We start from the raw sequence: 17,115 nt of genomic DNA, 5'->3' as shown, positions 1-17,115 counted from the left end.
TCACAGCACGGGACGGAGAGCGGGCGTGACGCGCAGCGTGTACGTGACCGGTATCGAGCGGGGGGACGGCCGGCAGGTCGTCGAACTGGGGATCATGGAGCTCCTGACGCGGCAGACCGGCCGGGTCGGTGTCTACCGTCCACTGCTCCACGACGCACCCGACCGGCTCTTCGACCTCCTCAAGGCCCGCTACCGGATCGACCAGGACGCCGCGACGGCCCACGGGATGGACTACCAGGAGGCCTCCGCGATCCTGGCCGAACAGGGCACCGACGAACTCGTCTCCCGCCTCGTCGACCGCTACCACCGGGTGGCCCGCGACTACGAGGTCATGCTGGTCCTGGGCACCGACTACGCCCACACCAACCTGCCCGACGAGCTGGCGCTCAACGCCCGCATCGCCAACGAGCTGGGCGCGGTCGTCGTCCCCGTCGTGGGCGCCACCGCGCAGCCGGCCGAGGCCGCGCGCGCGGAGACCCGCAACGCCTACCGGGCGTACGAGAGCCTGGGCTGCCACGTCGTCGCGATGGTCGTCAACCGGGTGGCCGCCCAGGACCGCGAGGACATAGCCGAGCGGCTGGCCGTCCAGCTGCCCGTGCCCTGCTACGTGCTCCCGGACGACAAGTCGCTGTCCGCCCCGACCGTCGCCGAGATCACCCGGGCGCTCGGCGGCGAGGTGCTCCTCGGCGACGACGCCGGGCTGGCCCGGGACGCCCTGGACTTCGTCTTCGGCGGCGCCATGCTGCCGAACTTCCTGAACGCCCTGACCCCCGGCTGCCTGGTCGTCACCCCCGGGGACCGCTCCGACCTGGTCGTCGGCGCGCTGGCCGCGCACGCCTCGGGCACCCCGCCGATAGCCGGGGTGCTGCTCACCTTGAACGAGCGCCCCACCCAGGAGGTCCTGACATTGGCCTCCAAGCTGGCGCCGGGCACGCCCGTGGTGTCGGTCGCCGGGAACAGCTTCCCCACCGCGGCGGAACTCTTCGCCCTGCAGAGCAGGTTGAACTCCGCGACCCCGCGCAAGCTGGAGACGGCGCTCGGCCTGTTCGAGCGTCACGTGGACACCGGCGAACTGCGCGACCTGCTGTCGGTGGCCCGCTCGGAGCGCGTCACCCCGATGATGTTCGAGCACGAGCTGCTGGAGCGGGCGCGGGCGGACCGCCGGCGCGTCGTCCTGCCCGAGGGCACGGAGGAGCGCGTGCTGCGCGCCGCCGACGTGGTGCTGCGCCGCGGCGTCTGCGAGCTGACCCTGCTGGGCGAGGAGCAGGCGATCCTGAAGAAGGCCGGCGACCTCGGCGTCGACATCTCGGGCGCCCAGATCATCGACCCGGCGACCTCGCCCCTGCGGGAAGGTTTCGCCGATTACTACGCCCAGGTCCGCGCCCACAAGGGCATGACCGTCGAGCTGGCGGCCGACGTGGTCACCGACGTCAACTACTTCGGCACCCTGATGGTCCAGCGGGGCCTGGCCGACGGCATGGTCTCCGGCTCGGTGCACTCCACCGCCGCCACCATCCGCCCCGCCTTCGAGATCATCAAGACGAAGCCGGAGGCCTCCATCGTCTCCTCGGTCTTCTTCATGTGCCTGGCCGACGAGGTCCTCGTCTACGGGGACTGCGCGGTCAATCCGGACCCGGGCGCCGAGCAGCTCGCCGACATCGCCGTCCAGTCGGCCGCCACCGCCGCCGCCTTCGGCGTCCAGCCGCGGATCGCGATGCTCTCGTACTCGACCGGCACCTCGGGCAGCGGCGCGGACGTGGACAAGGTCCGCAAGGCCACCGAGATCGTCCGCGAGCAGCGCCCCGACCTGGCCGTCGAGGGGCCGATCCAGTACGACGCGGCCGTGGAGCCCTCGGTCGCCGCGACCAAGCTGCCCGGGTCGGAGGTGGCCGGGCGGGCGACGGTGCTGATCTTCCCCGACCTCAACACCGGCAACAACACGTACAAGGCGGTGCAGCGCTCGGCGGGCGCGGTCGCCGTCGGACCGGTCCTCCAGGGCCTGCGCAAGCCGGTCAACGACCTCTCGCGCGGTGCGCTGGTCCAGGACATCGTCACCACCGTGGCCATCACCGCGATCCAGGCACAGGGCGCGCCGGCGCCCACCGCCTGACCTCCCTCCCCCCTGCCCCTCCCCCGTCCGTGAAAGGGAAAGACCCCATCGTGACCGCATCGCGCGTACTCGTCCTCAACTCCGGCTCCTCCTCGCTCAAGTACCAGCTCCTCGACATGGCCGACCGGTCCCGTCTCGCCGTCGGCCTGGTGGAGCGCATCGGCGAGGAGGGCTCACGGCTGGTGCACGAGCCGCTGACCGGGCCGGGCGCCGAGGGCGGCAAGCGGGAGACCCTCCGCCCGATCGCGGACCACGCGGACGCGCTGCGGGCCGTGGCGGCGGAGCTCGCCGCCGACGGGACGGGCCTGGACTCCCCCGACCTGGCGGCGGTGGGCCACCGGGTCGTGCACGGCGGGACGCGGTTCACCCGGCCGACGGTGATCGACGACGAGGTGCTGGCGGAGATCCGCGCGCTGATCCCCCTGGCCCCGCTGCACAACCCGGCGAACGTGACGGGCATCGAGGTGGCGCGCTCGCTGCGCGCGGACCTCCCGCAGGTCGCCGTCTTCGACACCGCATTCCACGCGACGATGCCCGAGTACGCGGCGCGGTACGCGATCGACGCCGCCACCGCCGACAAGTACGCCATCCGGCGGTACGGCTTCCACGGCACCTCCCACGCCTACGTGTCCCGGGCGACGGCCGCGCTGCTCGGCAGGCCGGTGGAGGACGTGAACGTGATCGTCCTGCACCTGGGCAACGGCGCCTCCGCCTCGGCCGTCCGCGGCGGGGTGTGCGTGGAGACCTCGATGGGGCTGACGCCCCTGGAGGGTCTGGTCATGGGGACCCGTTCGGGCGATCTCGATCCGGCGGTCGTCTTCCACCTGGCGCGGGTGGGCGGCCTCTCAGTGGATGAGATCGATTCGCTCCTGAACAAGAAGAGCGGTCTGCTGGGCATGTGCGGCGACAACGACATGCGCGAGGTGCTGCGGCGGGCGGGCGAGGGGGACGAGGCGGCGAGCCTCGCCTTCTCGGCGTACGTGCACCGGCTGAAGAAGTACATCGGGGCGTACTCGGCGGTGCTCGGGCGGGTGGACGCGGTGGCGTTCACGGCCGGGGTCGGCGAGAACGCCCCCCAGGTCCGCGAAGCCGCGCTGGAGGGCCTGGCCGAGCTGGGCCTGGTACTGGACCCGCAGGCCAACGCCGCGCGCTCCCCGCGGCCGCGGCTGGTGTCGGCGCAGGGTGCGCGGGTGGCCGTCGCGGTGGTCCCGACCGATGAGGAACTGGAGATCGCCACCCAGGCGTACGCGCTCGTTACCGTGACCCCGTAGCCACGTCTTGGACTTTCCACCAGACGGAATATTCCACTGCGAAACAAACCCGATAGGATCCGCTCCATGCGCCGTTCCAAAATCGTCTGCACGCTGGGCCCCGCCGTCGACTCGTATGAGCAGCTGAAAGCGCTCATCGAGGCAGGTATGAACGTGGCCCGATTCAACTTCAGCCACGGATCCCAGGCAGAACACCAGGAGCGGTACGACCGCGTCCGGAAGGTCTCCGAGGACACCGGGCGCGCCGTCGGCGTCCTCGCCGACCTCCAGGGTCCGAAGATCCGTCTGGAGACCTTCGCCGAGGGTCCCGTCGAGCTGGTGCGCGGTGACGAGTTCACCATCACCACCGAGGACGTCCCGGGCGACAAGTCCATCTGCGGAACCACCTACAAGGGCCTGCCCGGCGACGTCGCCAAGGGGGACCAGGTCCTGATCAACGACGGCAACGTCGAACTGCGGGTGACCGAGGTCGACGGCCCCCGGGTCAAGACCATCGTCATCGAGGGCGGTGTCATCTCGGACCACAAGGGCATCAACCTGCCGGGCGCCGCCGTCAACGTCCCCGCCCTGTCGGAGAAGGACGTCGACGACCTGCGTTTCGCCCTGCGGATGGGCTGCGACATGGTCGCCCTGTCCTTCGTCCGCGACGCCAGCGACGTCAAGGACGTCCACAAGGTCATGGACGAGGAGGGCCGCCGGGTCCCCGTCATCGCCAAGGTGGAGAAGCCCCAGGCCGTCGAGAACATGGAGGCCGTGGTCGCGGCCTTCGACGCGGTCATGGTGGCCCGCGGCGACCTGGCCGTCGAGTACCCGCTCGAAAAGGTCCCGATGGTCCAGAAGCGGCTCATCGAGATGTGCCGCCGCAACGCCAAGCCGGTGATCGTCGCGACTCAGATGATGGAGTCGATGATCACCAACTCCCGCCCGACGCGCGCGGAGGCCTCCGACGTGGCCAACGCGATCCTCGACGGCGCGGACGCGGTCATGCTGTCGGCCGAGTCCTCGGTCGGCGCCTACCCGATCGAGACCGTCAAGACGATGTCGAAGATCGTCGCGGCGGCCGAGGAGGAGCTCCTGTCCAAGGGCCTGCAGCCGCTGGTCCCGGGCAAGAAGCCCCGTACCCAGGGCGGCTCCGTCGCCCGCGCGGCCTGCGAGATCGCGGACTTCCTCGACGGCAAGGCGCTCATCGCCTTCACCCAGTCCGGCGACACGGCCCGCCGCCTGTCGCGCTACCGCGCCACGCAGCCGATCCTGGCCTTCACCACGGACGTCAACACCCGCAACCAGCTCACGCTGAGCTGGGGCGTCGACTCGTACGTGGTCCCCCACGTGGACACCACCGACGCGATGGTCGACCTGGTGGACGGTGAGCTGCTGAAGCTGGGCCGCTACGACCAGGGCGACACCATGGTCATCACGGCCGGCTCGCCCCCCGGTGTCCCGGGCACCACCAACATGGTCCGGGTCCACCACCTGGGCGGCGACGCCCCCCAGGCCTGACCGACCTCTGCCGCACAGGGACCGAGGGCGGCACCCCGCATCACTGCGGGGTGCCGCCCTCGGTGTTTCGCCTCCGGTGCGCCGTACGGGACTACTCGGGCGGGCCGATGTAGTTCTTCAGGCCCGGCACCGTGAGGGTGCCGCCGAACTGGCCGGCCTGGACGACCTTGACGTCCGTGAAGAACGCGAACGGGACGTTCAGGGGCGGCGGGCTGTTCGGGGTGAACTCGATCGGGATGAGACCGAACAGGTTGCCCTTGAGGCTCTCGGTGTACATCGTCACCGTGCCCCCGCGGATCTTGGACGTGGAGCCCGGACGGGACTTCAGGTGGGCGACGTGCCCCTCCTTGCCGACCGTCTGGTACAGGTCCTTGATGTCCAGCGAGTCCGCGGTGAACTTCAGGACCTTCTTGATCTTGCCGCTGCCCGTCTTCACCTCGACGATGCCGTGGTAGTCCAGGCCGTAGAGGGTCAGCATGGAGCTGTCGAGGTACCAGGGCTCGTCCGGGAGGAGCGGGACGCCCTGCTCCAGTTCGGCGTCGGCGAGCGCCTTGGCGTCGTAGGTCGGACAGGGGAAGGGTTGCTTCCCGTCCGGGTCCTTCTTCGCCTCGTCCTCGGCCGCCTTGCCCGTCTCGTCCTTCGGGGTCTTCTCGGTGTCCTTGACCTCGTCGGACAGGTCCGAGACGTCGACGCCCGCCTTCTTCGCCGCGTCACGGATCGCGTCCGCGGTCGGGTCGGGGGTCGGCGTGGCGGTCTTGGAAGCGGTGGGCGTGGGCGTGGGCGTCGGCGTGGGCGTCGGCGTGGCCTTCGTGTCCTGGAGCGGGCGGCCGAGTTCGTCGACGAGGCCCTTGAGCGCGTCGCCGAGGCCCAGCGGGTCCAGCGGGTTCACGGTCTTGGTCGGCGACGGTGTGGCGGCCGGGGCCGTCTGGTTCACCGTCGCGGGCTTGGTCGCCGACGGGGAAGTGCTCGGCTGCGGCTTCGCGGACGCGGACGGCGAGGGGGTCGCGCTGGGCGACGCACTCGGCGAGGACGTCGTCGAAGGCGTCGGGGACGGCGACTTGGACTCGCTCTGCGCGGGTTCGTCGGACCGCGTGACACACGGTCCGGGCGCGAAGGGTATCTCCGTCTCGTCGGCCATCGCCAGCTTCGGCGCGATGCCCATCCCGACGAACACCGCGGTCGGCATCGCCGCCAGCGCCATCGTCTTGCCGACGGGTATCTGGAACTTGTTCAGCAGCGACTTCTTCGGCGCCGCGTGGCGCGGCCCCTTGATCTCACGGGACTCTGCGCCGGGGGCCACGCCCCGCTGCGTCTCGTCACCCCGCACTGTTCCTCCCGCCATCGGCGTGGGCAGTCGTCTCGCTCGCGTGTGCAGGCGTTTCCGTTTCGCGCTGTCCCGGGAAGCCCTGGGGACCGGCCGCGGCGGTCATGCCGTTCATGCCGTTCATCCCGGCGATGCCCGGGCCCGCCATGCCCGCCATCGCCTCCGTCTTGCCCAGGCCGGCCGCGGCCGGATGCTGGCCCGTCGGCTCCTCGTCCGCCGGCGGCGCCGGGACCCACGACAGCGCGAGGGCGCCGCCGATCAGGGCGGGTACGAAGCCGAGGCCGAAGCCGCCGAGGTTGGACACCGGCAGGGACACCAGGGCCAGCAGGATCGAGGCGACCCCGGCGAAGACGCGGATGCTCTGCTGGAACCAGAGGGCCAGGCCCAGGGTGATGAGCAGGACCCCGATGATCAGGGCTCCGGCACCACCGGTGGTGGCCATGGCGAGACTGAGGTTGCCCAGGCGGAGGTCGGCGTACGGGAAGTACGCGATCGGGAAGCCGCTGACGAACGTGAACAACCCGGCCCAGAAGGGGCGGCGTCCGCGCCAGGCATGGAAGTGGTAGTACGCCACGGTGAGCCAGGCGTCGTCTTCTGCGCGAACGTAAACCGGGGCCTGGGGGTTCATGGACAACAGCTCCCTGGAAACGGTGGTACTTGAGACATCGGTGGAGCCCGGCCGGGCGGGCGGCGACGAGGGTCGGCGTCGCCCGCCCGGCCGGTCACGCGTCAGGACGGACGGATCAGTCCTTGATGTCCTGGTAGCACGGCTGGTCGCCGCCGAGCAGACGCAGCTTCAGGTCGGGAAGCTTGAACGTGCCCGCCGTGGTCGCCCACGCCTTCTGGCGCACGTTCGTCAGGATCGCCTTGTCGGCGCGCTGCGAGAACGCGTACGGGCTGGCGACCGTGCCGGCCTGCGGCTTGGTCTTGTGGCTCGGGTCACCGACCGCGACACCGATGTCCAGGTTCTTGAACTCGGCGTCGGTGTCGAGCTCCGCGACATCCAGGTAGATGTTGTCGGCGACGGCCGGCTTGCCCTTGTGACCGGTGCGCAGCTGCAGCGTGATGTTGCCCAGCGGCGTGGGCGTCACCAGTGACTGGCACATGTTGGTGATTTCCGCGTGGCTGAACCCGGAGATGGTGACCGGGTGCTTCTGCGGGTTGCCCTTGAGGTCGTGCCCCTCGGCGATACCGCCGTACTGAATGAGGTTGTCACCGTCGAGCTTGTCGGCCGAGACCTTGAAGTCCTGGCCGGAGACGCTGAAGGACGCCGCGAGGGCACCTTGCGCCAGACCCACACCGACCGCGGCCGTGGCCGCGATGCTCGGCACCATGACGAGCGCGAAGCGCTTCCATCTGGTCCCACCACGAACCTGAGAACTCATTTCGTTCCTCCTTCTCGGACGTACATCTCCGGTCCGGGCCGTGCCCGTCCTGGGATGGGAGAAGTGCTACGTCCTCGGGAAGGAGCGCAGGCGGCCGAGCCGCGGCTGTGCCACGTCCGGTACACCGGCGATCACCCCCGAGCGACAACCACTGGGCCACGCGTTCGCGCAACCTGAGGACAGGCCCCGCCTCTATGGCGGAGACCCCCCTGTCCCACGGCCGGTGCCACTGCCACCGGCCGGCTCGGTGGGGACCCTTCACCGCGGCTCCGAGTGAGCGGCTCTGCGGGAAGGACCGAGCGTGGCCGATCGTGGTCCATTCCCGGCCAGGGCACAAGGGGGTTCGTTACTGGCGGGTAACGGCCAGATAACCGGGGAACGACCCACTGCCGTCGGGCAGCGACACAGGGTGTCACCAAGGGCCACGACAGACCGGTGGAAGAGTGAACACACCGGACAGTTCACGGGGTTCGATTTACTGCGAGTAACAGCGACCGCAATTGCCAAGTTTTGGCAAAGTGCGGCCGCTGTTTATCTCCGTGTCAACAGATCGGGTGCTTCGCGGGCCCTCGCCGGGGCCTGTTCCCGTAGGTCTAGAAGAGCACCCGGGCCAGCGCCGTACGCGCCGCGGACACCCTCGGGTCGTCCGCGCCGATCACCTCGAACAGCTCCAGGAGCCGCAGCCGCACGGCGTCCCGGTCCTCACCGAACGTCACGCGCACGGTGTCCACCAGACGCCCGAAGGCGTCTTCCACGTGACCGCCGGCCAGATCCAGGTCGGCCGCGGCGATCTGGGCCGCCGGGTCGCGCGGGTTCTCGGCCGCCGCGGCGCGCACCGCCTGCGGGTCCATGTGCTGGACGCGGGCGAGGAGCTCGGCCTGGGCCAGGCCCATCGCGGCCTCGGTGTTGCCCGGGTCGTCCGCCAGGACGTTCTTGTACGCCTGCACGGCGCCGCCCAGGTCACCGGCGTCCAGCGCGTCGACGGCCGCCTCCAGCAGTGCGTCGTGCGGGCTGACCGGGACCGGGACCTCGGCGTCGGAGACGGCGGCGGTCGCCGCGGCGTTCGCGTCCACCTCGATGCCGAGGATCCCGAAGCGCTCCTCGGCGACCTGGACGAGCTGGGCGAAGGTCTCGCGGATCTGCTGTTCGGGGACGGCGCCCTGGAACAGCGGCAGCACCTGACCGGCGACCACGGCGAAGACGGCCGGAATGCCCTGGATGCCGAACTGCTGCATCAGCATCTGGTTGGCGTCGACGTCGATCTTGGCCAGCACGAGGCGGCCGTTCGCCTCGATCGTCAGGCGTTCCAGCAGCGGGCCGAGCTGCTTGCACGGCTGGCACCACTCGGCCCAGAAGTCCAGGACGACCGGAACCTCGGCGGAGAGCTGGATCACGTCGCGTTCAAAACCGGCCTCGTCGACGTCGATCACGAGGGCGGAGGGCGGCACGGCGCCGGCGGCCGGAACCGCCCCGCCACCCTGGCCGGCCTGGCGCGCCGCTTCGGCGCGGGCCTGCTCGGCCTTGGCCTTGGCCTCACCGGCCGCCTTCACCGCGGCGAGGTCGACGACGCCGCTCATGGACATGTTTCTGGGCTGCATGCGTACATCCTCCCCCGTGTGCGCGCGCCGACGAAAAAGATCGCGTGAATTGGCCGTACTGTCGCGTTGGCCGGATCGTGCTGTGGAACGGCGGCGCCGGGTCCCCACCTGGCGCCTGTAGCTCTTCGCGTGGTTGTCGCTCTTACGCTACGACCCGTAGCGTAACTCGCGGCGGCCCTCGGCGCTCCCCTCTTGGTCCGAACGCGCCGCGTGATCTGAACCACAGCCGCCGCCGGGGCTACTGGCGGGTATGGTCTCGGCCATGCACAGCCCCAGCCCCGGCCGCACCGGTCGCCCCCGCAGCGCCGCCGCGGACGCCGCCATCCTCGCCGCGACGCGGGACGCACTGGTCGAGCTGGGCTGGTCGAAGCTGACGATGGGCGATGTGTCGGCTCGTGCGGGCGTCGCCAAGACCACCCTGTACCGCCGCTGGGCGGGCAAGAACGAGCTGGTCGTGGACGCGGTCGCGGAGCTGTTCGACGAGCTCGAACTGCCGGACCGCGGCTCCCTCGAAGCCGACGTCGAGTACGTGGTGCTGCGCTTCGCGGAGCTGCTGCGGCGCCCGGAGGCCCGTACCGCTCTGATGGCGGTCGTCGCCGAGTCCACCCGCGACGAGGCCCTGCGCGACCGGATCCGGTCGGCGATCGTGGACCGGCAGAAACGTCTCGTCGTACTGGGCCGCGCGCGGGCCCAGGCCCGCGGCGAACTCCCGTACGAGGCGGACGAGTGCCTCGCGGGCCGCACCACGGACCTGATCTTCGACGTGATCGCGGGAACGGTGGTGCACCGCGCCCTGGTCAGCTCCGAGCCGGTGGACGAGCTCTGGGTGGCCACCTTCACCGCCCTGCTGATGCACGGACTGCGCGGTCCCGCGGCGGGCTGACGCCCCCTCCGCACAGAGAAAGGCCGGCCACGGCGCCGCGGGGCACCATGACCGGCCTTCCCCCGGGGGGACCGTGGCCGGGTCAGAAGCCCGGCGGCTCGGTGTACGTGCCCCACTCGTCGCGCAGCACGTTGCAGATCTCGCCCAGCGTGGCCTCGGCCCGCACGGCGTCCAGCATGGCCGGGATCATGTTCGATCCGTCGCGGGCGGCGTCGAGCATGGTCTTCAGCGAAGCCGTCACCTTGGCGTCGTCGCGGCGGGCCTTGCGCTCGGCCAGCTCCCGCACCTGGACGGTCTCCACCTCGTGGCTGACCCGCAGGATCTCCAGGTCGCCGGTGACCGAGCCGTGGTGGACGTTGACGCCGACGACCCGCTTGTCGCCCTTCTCCAGGGACCGCTGGTACTGGAAGGCCGACTCGGCGATCTCGCCGGTGAACCAGCCGTCCTCGATGCCGCGCAGGATGCCCGAGGTGATCGGCCCGATGGGGTGCTGACCGTCGGGGTGGGCGCGCAGCCCGCGCTCCTTGATCTGGTCGAAGATCTTCTCGGCCTCGGCCTCGATGCGGTCGGTGAGCTGCTCGACGAACCAGGAACCGCCCAGCGGGTCCGCCACGTTGGCGACGCCGGTCTCCTCCATCAGCACCTGCTGGGTGCGCAGGGCGATCTCGGCCGCCTGCTCGCTCGGCAGCGCGAGGGTCTCGTCCAGGGCGTTGGTGTGCAGGGAGTTGGTGCCGCCGAGGACGGCGGCGAGCGCCTCCACGGCGGTCCGTACGACGTTGTTGTACGGCTGCTGCGCGGTCAGGGAGACCCCGGCGGTCTGGGTGTGGAAGCGCAGCCACATGGACTTCTCGCTCTTCGCCCCGTAGACCTCCTTCATCCAGCGGGCCCAGATGCGGCGGGCGGCGCGGAACTTGGCGATCTCCTCGAAGAAGTCGAGGTGCGCGTCGAAGAAGAAGGAGAGCCCGGGCGCGAAGTCGTCGACGTCCATGCCGCGCGAGAGCCCGAGCTCCACGTAGCCGAAGCCGTCGGCCAGGGTGTAGGCGAGCTCCTGAGCGGCCGTCGCCCCCGCCTCGCGGATGTGGTAGCCGGAGACGGACAGCGGCTTGTACGCCGGGATGCCCTTCGTGCAGTACTCCATGAGGTCGCCGATGAGGCGCAGGTGCGGCTCCGGCTCGAAGAGCCACTCCTTCTGGGCGATGTACTCCTTGAAGATGTCGGTCTGCAGCGTGCCGTTGAGCACGGCGGGGTCCACGCCCTGCCGCTCGGCGGCCACCAGGTACATGCAGAACGCGGGGACCGCGGGGCCCGAGATCGTCATGGAGGTCGTGACGTCGCCGAGCGGGATGTCCTTGAACAGGACCTCCATGTCGGCGGCGGAGTCTATGGCGACCCCGCAGTGCCCGACCTCGCCCAGGGAGCGCGGGTCGTCGGAGTCGCGTCCCATGAGGGTCGGCATGTCGAAGGCCACGGAGAGCCCGCCGCCGCCCGCGGCCAGGATCATCTTGTAGCGCTCGTTGGTCTGCTCGGCGTTGCCGAAGCCGGCGAACTGCCGGATCGTCCAGGTCCGCCCGCGGTAGCCGGTGGCGTGCAGCCCGCGGGTGTACGGGTACTCACCCGGCCACCCGATCCGCTCGAATCCCTCGTACGTGTCGCCGGGCCGGGGCCCGTAGACGGGATCGACGTCATCCCCGGAGAGCGTGGTGAAGTCTGCCTCGCGCTTGCGGGCCTTGTCATAACGGGCCTGCCAGCGACGGCGGCCTTCCTCGATGGCGTCAGCGTCCATACCGATGAATTTACTAGGACGTCCTAGTAAATGTCGATGGGCAACCCCCGGGGAGTCGTCCCCGGGGGTGGGCGACGCGCGCGCGGTCCTAGGCGTCGGCGGTGGCGAAAGAGCGCCTGACCAGCGGTTCGACCTCGGCGCGGACCTTGCGCTCGACGAAGAACGCGGCCAGCGGAATCGTGCCCGACACGAGGACCCACAGGAGCTTTCCGAAGGACCACTTGGCCTTGGAGCCCAGGTCGAAGGCGAAGACCAGGTAGATCATGAAGAGGACGCCGTGGGCCTGTGAGACCGCGAAGGTCAGGTCGGCGCCGGTGTCGAAGCCGTACTTCGCCACCATGCAGGCACAGAGGATCAGGAGCATGACCGCGGTCACGTAGGCCATGACGCGGTAGCGGGTCAGCACGCTTGGTTTCATGCGGACGAGCCTAACCGTCCGTTTTGCGAGATCTTGACGCGGCCCCGGGCTGGGCGCGGACCGAGCGGCCTCGGCTCAGGACTCCACGAAATCGGCGGCGGCCACCCGCAGCGGGCGCAGCAGCGCGAAGATCTCCGCGCACTCCTCCGCGTCGTACGCGCCGAGGCCGAAGTCGATCTCCATCAGGTCCTTCGTGGCCGCCTCGACGACCTCCCGGCCCTTGTCCGTGATGGAGGCGAGGGTGCCGCGGCCGTCGTTCGGGTTGGGCCGCTTGTCGACCAGCCCGGACCTCACCAGCCGGTCCACGGTGTTGGTCACCGAGGTCGGGTGGACCATCAGCCGCTCGCCGATCTTCGACATCGGGAGCTCGCCGGCCTTGGAGAAGGTGAGCAGCACCAGTGCCTCGTACCGCGCGAAGGTCAGTCCGTACGGCTTGACCACCGCGTCGACCTCGCCGAGCAGGATCTGGTGCGCGCGCATGATCGAGGTGATGGCGGCCATCGAGGGCACCGGCCCCCACCGCTGCTGCCAGAGCTCGTCGGCGCGGGCGATGGGATCGAAGGGAAGACTGAGCGGCTTGGGCACGCACCCGACCCTACCGGGCCGTCACTTCACGGCGAGGGCCGTCTCATTCCTCAGTCCTGTCTCCTCCCGGACCGCTGCGCGCAGTTCGGCCAGGAGCAGCAGGACGACGGCCGTGCCGAGGATCCCGGATCCGGTGACGACCGCGTGCACCGGGAAGAACTCGGCGACGAGGCCGGCCAGGGCCATGCCGACGCCCTGGAGGGTCATCAGACCGGCGCCGAGCAGGGTCATCGCACTGCCGCGCAGCTCGTCGGGGACGGCGTCGACGTACCACTGGTCCAGCCCGAGGGTGTACGCGTGGGCCAGGCCGGCGAGCAGCAGCGCGGCGAGCACGAGCAGCGCGCCCGGCCGGACGGCGTAGAGCAGGAGCGGCAGCAGACCGGCGGCGGCGAGCGGGGCCACGATCCGCGATCGCGTTCGGGCGGTGAGGACCGAACCGGCCACGAGTTCACCCGCGATCGTACCGACGGGCATGGCGCACATCAGCAGTCCGAGGGTGGCGGTGCCGACGCCGATGCCGTCGCTGTACGGGGCGAGCAGCGCCTCGGGCACGACGAGGAACACGGGCGGCAGCCAGAACAGCAGGGTGAGCGCCCGCAGCCGGCGCCGGCCGAGGACGGCGCGCGCTCCGGCGAGCGGGGAGGTGCGCGCGCTCGTGCGGGCGGGGCGGCTGCGCGTGCCGAGGCGCAGCAGGAGCGCGGAACCGAGGAAGCCGGCCGCGGTGATCGCGATGGCCCCGCGCGGCGCGACGACGGCGAGCAGCAGCCCGCCGAGGCCGAAGCCCACGAGCTGGGCGCTCTGGGCCACCATCCGCAGCAGCGAACGGCCCAGGACGAAGGCGTCGCCGGTGCCGACGATGTCGGCGAGGGAGGCGTTGCGCGTGCCCTGGAACAGCGGGGCCACGAAGGCCAGTGCGCAGCGCAGGAGGAGGAGCAGGGCCACGGGCGTGCCCGGCAGGACCATGGCCGCCGCGCAGGCCGCGCAGACGAGGTCGCAGGTGACGAGCACCCGCCGGGCGGGGTGACGGTCGGCGATCGGGGCGAGCAGGATGCCGCCGAGGACGTACGGGAGGAAGCCGAGGGCGAAGGTGAGCGCGCTCATCAGGGGCGAGCCGGTGGCGCGGTAGACGAGGACGGTGAGCGAGATCTCGGCGACGACGAGGCCGAGCACGGACATCAGATGTGCGGCGAAGACGGGGCGGAACTCCCGGATCCCGAACACCGAGCGGTACCCGCCGCGGGCGGGGGTGACGATGGGCATGGCGTGAGCTTCGCGGCCCTAGGCTGGCGGACGTAGAGATTCGGTCCGGGCCGAATCTTCCGGCGCGAGGGGCGGCTGGCATGGCGTTGCACCACCGGTTCGGACACAGGGACCTGCTGCGGTGCCGGTTCGCGCTGTCGCCGGCGTGGGAGACGCAGGAGGCGATCCGCACCCTGAGCCGCCCCGACCGGCAGGGCTATCACCTGCCCTGGCTCCAGCGGATCCGCGCTGCCGCCGCCGGGCTGGACCTGCGGCCGCTGTGGCTGCTGATGCCGCGGCGGGGGCACAGTACGGACTTCATCAGCCCCCCGCCGAGCGGACCCGGTGTCTCCTTCGAGGAGGAGATCGCCCTGATCCGCGCGTCGGATCCGGCGGTGGCGCGCGAGGACATGCGCAGGTCGCTGGCCTGTACGCCGGGCGCGCTGGACAGCGACACCGGCCGGGCCCTGCTCGCCGATCCGGCGGGGGCGGTGCGCGAGCTGGCCGATCTGCTGGAGCGGGCGTGGAGCGTCCTGATCGAGCCGCACTGGCCCCGGCTGCGGGCCCTGCTGGAGGCAGACGTCCTCTTCCACTCGCGCCGCCTCGCCGACGGCGGACTGGAGTCGCTCTTCGACGGACTGCACCCGGACCTCTCCTGGGACTCCGCCTCGCTCACCCTGACCATCGAGCGGCCCAGCGCGCACGAGCGCGTCCTGGGCGGCCAGGGCCTGCTCCTCATGCCGAGCGCCTTCATCTGGCCCGGCATCGCGGGAGGCTTCGACCCTCCCTGGCAGCCGACCGTCGTCTACCCGGCCCGCGGCATCGGCGCGCTGTGGACCCCGGCCCGGGAGGACACCCCGGCCGCGCTCGCCCGCCTGATGGGCCGGGCCCGGGCCGACGTGCTGTGCGCACTGGACCAACCGGCCACCACCAGCGCGCTGGCCCACCGGCTGGGGCTGGCCCCCTCCACCGTCTCGGCCCATCTGAAGGTGTTGCACGCGGCGGGCCTGCTGATCTCCGCCCGCCACGGCCACCAGGTCCGCTACGAGCGCACGCCGCTGGCCATCGCCCTGACGACCGGGGGACCGACGGTGTCGTAAGGGCCCGCCACCTGACCGTTATGTCACGATATCCCGGTTGGCTGCCCGTCCCTTCGTCCCGAGGAAGCCGGATGCACCCCGCCGCTCGACGCCGCCGCCTCCGGGCCTGCCTCGGCCTCCTCCTGCTCCTCGCCTCCGCCCCCGCGTGCACGGACGCGTCCGCGCCGCAGCCCGGAGCCCCCGCCGCCCGGGCGCCCTCCCCCGTCGCCGCCGGGCCGGACGGGTCCCCGTACTGGGTGGACCCGCAGAGCGAGGCCGCCCGCCAGGTCACCGCCTGGGAGGCCGCGGGCCGCTACGCCGACGCCCAGGTGCTGCGCAGGATCGCCGAGCGGCCGACGACCCTCTGGCTGACGGGAGGCGACCGGGGCCCCGAGATCCGCCGGGCCGTGGCGGGCGCCCGGGCCACGGGCCGCACGCTCCTGCTCGCCGCGCACCACATCCCGCACCGCGACTGCGGGCCCCGCCCGGCCGGCGGCGCCCAGGACGCCCGGGCCTACCGCGGCTGGATCGGCGCCCTGGCCGACACCCTCAAGGACGCCAAGGCCGTCGTCATCCTGGAGCCGGGCGCGCTCGCACACCTCGTCGACGGCTGCACGGCGGCCGAACACCACGCCGAGCGCTACCGGCTGCTCTCCGAGGCCGTCGACCGGCTCAAGAGGAACAAGAACACGAAGGTCTATCTGGACGCGGGCGATCCGGCCCGGATCCCGCGCCCGAAGGACCTGGTGGAGCCCCTGCGCAAGGCGGGCCTGGAGCGCGCGGACGGCTTCGCCCTCAACGTCTCCGGCTTCCAGCCCGACGCGGCCACCCGGGCGTACGGCGCCGCGATCTCCCGGGCGACCGGGAACAAGCACTTCGTCGTGGACACCAGCCGCAACGGCGAGGGCCCACTGCCCGGCGACCGGGAGCAGGCCCGCTGCAATCCCCCGGGCCGCGCGCTGGGCACACCGCCGACCGACCGGACCGGCGACCCGCTCGTCGACGCGTACTTGTGGATCCAGCGCCCCGGCGCGTCCGACGGAGCCTGCCGCGGCGGGCCGGCGGCCGGCAGGTGGTGGCCGGACTACGCCCTCGGCCTGGCCCGCCGCGCCAGGGAGTGACGGGAGAGAGACGGCCTAGCCCGCGAGGTGCCGTTCCACCGTCTGGACCTTGGAGGTGATCCCGTCGACGACCCCGGGGCGGATGTCGGCCTTCAGGATGAAGGACACCCGGGGCGCCCGTTCCTCCACCGCGGCCACCGCACGCCGGATCACGTCCATGACCTCGTCCCACTCGCCCTCGACGGTGGTGAACATGGCGTCGGTCCGGTTCGGCAGCCCGGACTCCCGGACCACCCGCACCGCCTCGGCGACGTACTCGCCGACCTCTTCACCGACACCCAGCGGGGTCACCGAGAACGCGACGATCACGCCTCGGCCGCCTCACGCGCGCGGGCCGCTATCACGCTGTCGGCCTCGTCGCGCTTGAGCAGCTTGTCGCCGTACAGCCCGCCGAAGGGCACCAGCGCGAGGACGAAGAACAGCAGGGCCTTCTTGAACGGCCACTTGGCCTTGGTCCAGACGTCCAGCAGGAAGACCGCGTAGATGACGAACAGGAACCCGTGGAGGACGCCGAGCGGCATCATCAGGTAGTCGATGTCCGAGATCCGGCTCAGCAGCGAGCCGAAGATCAGCAGGGCCGGGAACGACAACGCCTCCGGGACGGAGATGAGGCGCAGCCGGTGCAGGGCGGAGGCGGTCTTGATGTCCACGTGGAACCTTCGGGTCTCTGGCGGCCTGGTCCGGTCCAGTGTCTCAGCCGCTTTGCGGGAGCCTGACCGGCCCCCTCCCCTTCCTCCCCGGCCCACCCCCGGGACCGCGTGTGGGGCACATATCGGCCAGGGGGCACTGTTCGGGCTCGCCCGCTGCCGATAACGTCAT

16 protein-coding genes are annotated in these 17,115 nt (G+C 71.3%); 6 read left to right on the top strand and 10 right to left on the bottom strand.

Annotated features, from left to right (window positions below; all coding sequences use genetic code 11):
• Positions 1 to 25 precede the first annotated feature (25 nt).
• The 3 genes from pta (at position 26) to pyk (ending at position 4,881) form a co-directional block, all read left to right on the top strand.
• The gene (gene pta / locus AC07DU_RS09660) at positions 26 to 2,110 is read left to right on the top strand and encodes a phosphate acetyltransferase (protein WP_479110561.1); all 2,085 of its coding nucleotides are present in this window, start codon (positions 26 to 28) and stop codon (positions 2,108 to 2,110) included.
• A 50-nt stretch (positions 2,111 to 2,160) separates the two neighbouring features.
• Positions 2,161 to 3,381: an acetate kinase gene (locus AC07DU_RS09655; protein WP_479110559.1), complete on the top strand. Its 1,221-nt coding sequence runs from the start codon at positions 2,161 to 2,163 to the stop codon at positions 3,379 to 3,381.
• Between the two features lie 66 nt (positions 3,382 to 3,447).
• A complete protein-coding gene (gene pyk / locus AC07DU_RS09650) occupies positions 3,448 to 4,881 on the top strand; it encodes a pyruvate kinase (protein ID WP_360888588.1) in 1,434 nt (477 codons plus the stop codon).
• Positions 4,882 to 4,972: 91 nt separating this feature from the next.
• Here the strand turns inward: pyk and AC07DU_RS09645 are convergent, their stop codons facing one another.
• The 4 genes from AC07DU_RS09645 to AC07DU_RS09630 form a co-directional block, all read right to left on the bottom strand.
• Entirely contained in the window at positions 4,973 to 6,208 is a 1,236-nt protein-coding gene (locus AC07DU_RS09645) for a hypothetical protein (protein ID WP_479030983.1), read from the bottom strand.
• Entirely contained in the window at positions 6,198 to 6,833 is a 636-nt protein-coding gene (locus AC07DU_RS09640) for a DUF6114 domain-containing protein (protein WP_479110557.1), read from the bottom strand. Before AC07DU_RS09640 ends, AC07DU_RS09645 begins: the two co-directional genes overlap by 11 nt.
• A gap of 115 nt (positions 6,834 to 6,948) precedes the next feature.
• Positions 6,949 to 7,590: a DUF6230 family protein gene (locus AC07DU_RS09635; RefSeq protein ID WP_360888579.1), complete on the bottom strand. Its 642-nt coding sequence runs from the start codon at positions 7,588 to 7,590 to the stop codon at positions 6,949 to 6,951.
• Positions 7,591 to 8,183: 593 nt separating this feature from the next.
• Positions 8,184 to 9,188 carry a tetratricopeptide repeat protein gene (locus AC07DU_RS09630; protein WP_360888576.1) on the bottom strand — a complete coding sequence of 335 codons (1,005 nt, stop codon included), beginning with the start codon at positions 9,186 to 9,188 and terminating at the stop codon, positions 8,184 to 8,186.
• A gap of 262 nt (positions 9,189 to 9,450) precedes the next feature.
• Between AC07DU_RS09630 and AC07DU_RS09625 the strand changes: the two genes are divergently transcribed.
• Positions 9,451 to 10,071 carry a TetR/AcrR family transcriptional regulator gene (locus AC07DU_RS09625; RefSeq protein WP_479030992.1) on the top strand — a complete coding sequence of 207 codons (621 nt, stop codon included), beginning with the start codon at positions 9,451 to 9,453 and terminating at the stop codon, positions 10,069 to 10,071.
• 82 nt (positions 10,072 to 10,153) lie between these two features.
• On the opposite strand, the gene AC07DU_RS09620 is transcribed toward AC07DU_RS09625, so the two are convergent.
• The 4 genes from AC07DU_RS09620 to AC07DU_RS09605 form a co-directional block, all read right to left on the bottom strand.
• Complete coding sequence (locus tag AC07DU_RS09620) at positions 10,154 to 11,854, bottom strand: coenzyme B12-dependent isobutyryl-CoA mutase large subunit (protein WP_453372983.1); 1,701 nt, start codon at positions 11,852 to 11,854, stop codon at positions 10,154 to 10,156.
• A gap of 88 nt (positions 11,855 to 11,942) precedes the next feature.
• A complete protein-coding gene (locus tag AC07DU_RS09615) occupies positions 11,943 to 12,272 on the bottom strand; it encodes a DUF3817 domain-containing protein (protein WP_360888568.1) in 330 nt (109 codons plus the stop codon).
• A gap of 75 nt (positions 12,273 to 12,347) precedes the next feature.
• A complete protein-coding gene (locus AC07DU_RS09610) occupies positions 12,348 to 12,857 on the bottom strand; it encodes a MarR family winged helix-turn-helix transcriptional regulator (protein WP_360888565.1) in 510 nt (169 codons plus the stop codon).
• Positions 12,858 to 12,878: 21 nt separating this feature from the next.
• On the bottom strand, positions 12,879 to 14,117 hold the full coding sequence (locus AC07DU_RS09605; protein ID WP_479030996.1) for an MFS transporter: 1,239 nt from the start codon (positions 14,115 to 14,117) through the stop codon (positions 12,879 to 12,881).
• An 80-nt stretch (positions 14,118 to 14,197) separates the two neighbouring features.
• On the opposite strand from AC07DU_RS09605, the gene AC07DU_RS09600 reads away from it, so the two are divergent.
• Both AC07DU_RS09600 and AC07DU_RS09595 read left to right on the top strand, forming a co-directional pair.
• Positions 14,198 to 15,196, top strand: a complete 999-nt coding sequence (locus AC07DU_RS09600; RefSeq protein ID WP_479110554.1) for an ArsR/SmtB family transcription factor — start codon at positions 14,198 to 14,200, stop codon at positions 15,194 to 15,196.
• Between the two features lie 71 nt (positions 15,197 to 15,267).
• Complete coding sequence (locus tag AC07DU_RS09595) at positions 15,268 to 16,296, top strand: glycoside hydrolase family 6 protein (protein ID WP_479110552.1); 1,029 nt, start codon at positions 15,268 to 15,270, stop codon at positions 16,294 to 16,296.
• Between the two features lie 15 nt (positions 16,297 to 16,311).
• Here the strand turns inward: AC07DU_RS09595 and AC07DU_RS09590 are convergent, their stop codons facing one another.
• Both AC07DU_RS09590 and AC07DU_RS09585 read right to left on the bottom strand, forming a co-directional pair.
• Positions 16,312 to 16,605 carry an MTH1187 family thiamine-binding protein gene (locus AC07DU_RS09590; RefSeq protein ID WP_479110550.1) on the bottom strand — a complete coding sequence of 98 codons (294 nt, stop codon included), beginning with the start codon at positions 16,603 to 16,605 and terminating at the stop codon, positions 16,312 to 16,314.
• Positions 16,602 to 16,946 carry a DUF3817 domain-containing protein gene (locus tag AC07DU_RS09585; RefSeq protein ID WP_360888551.1) on the bottom strand — a complete coding sequence of 115 codons (345 nt, stop codon included), beginning with the start codon at positions 16,944 to 16,946 and terminating at the stop codon, positions 16,602 to 16,604. The genes AC07DU_RS09590 and AC07DU_RS09585 overlap by 4 nt, the downstream gene beginning before the upstream one ends.
• Between the last annotated feature and the right edge of the window lie 169 nt (positions 16,947 to 17,115).

The sequence above is a fragment of the Streptomyces sp. NPDC045695 genome (assembly GCF_056432025.1).
This window is presented reverse-complemented; position numbering and strand designations above follow the sequence as displayed.

Bases quoted from the DNA above. Each gene is read 5' to 3' on its own strand.
- AC07DU_RS09605 (WP_479030996.1), bottom strand. From the start codon at position 14,117: ATGCCCATCGTCACCCCCGCCCGCGGCGGGTACCGCTCGGTGTTCGGG.
- AC07DU_RS09625 (WP_479030992.1), top strand. From the start codon at position 9,451: ATGCACAGCCCCAGCCCCGGCCGCACCGGTCGCCCCCGCAGCGCCGCC.
- AC07DU_RS09620 (WP_453372983.1), bottom strand. From the start codon at position 11,854: ATGGACGCTGACGCCATCGAGGAAGGCCGCCGTCGCTGGCAGGCCCGT.
- AC07DU_RS09615 (WP_360888568.1), bottom strand. From the start codon at position 12,272: ATGAAACCAAGCGTGCTGACCCGCTACCGCGTCATGGCCTACGTGACC.
- AC07DU_RS09600 (WP_479110554.1), top strand. From the start codon at position 14,198: ATGGCGTTGCACCACCGGTTCGGACACAGGGACCTGCTGCGGTGCCGG.
- AC07DU_RS09630 (WP_360888576.1), bottom strand. From the start codon at position 9,188: ATGCAGCCCAGAAACATGTCCATGAGCGGCGTCGTCGACCTCGCCGCG.
- AC07DU_RS09635 (WP_360888579.1), bottom strand. From the start codon at position 7,590: ATGAGTTCTCAGGTTCGTGGTGGGACCAGATGGAAGCGCTTCGCGCTC.
- AC07DU_RS09640 (WP_479110557.1), bottom strand. From the start codon at position 6,833: ATGAACCCCCAGGCCCCGGTTTACGTTCGCGCAGAAGACGACGCCTGG.
- AC07DU_RS09595 (WP_479110552.1), top strand. From the start codon at position 15,268: ATGCACCCCGCCGCTCGACGCCGCCGCCTCCGGGCCTGCCTCGGCCTC.
- pyk (WP_360888588.1), top strand. From the start codon at position 3,448: ATGCGCCGTTCCAAAATCGTCTGCACGCTGGGCCCCGCCGTCGACTCG.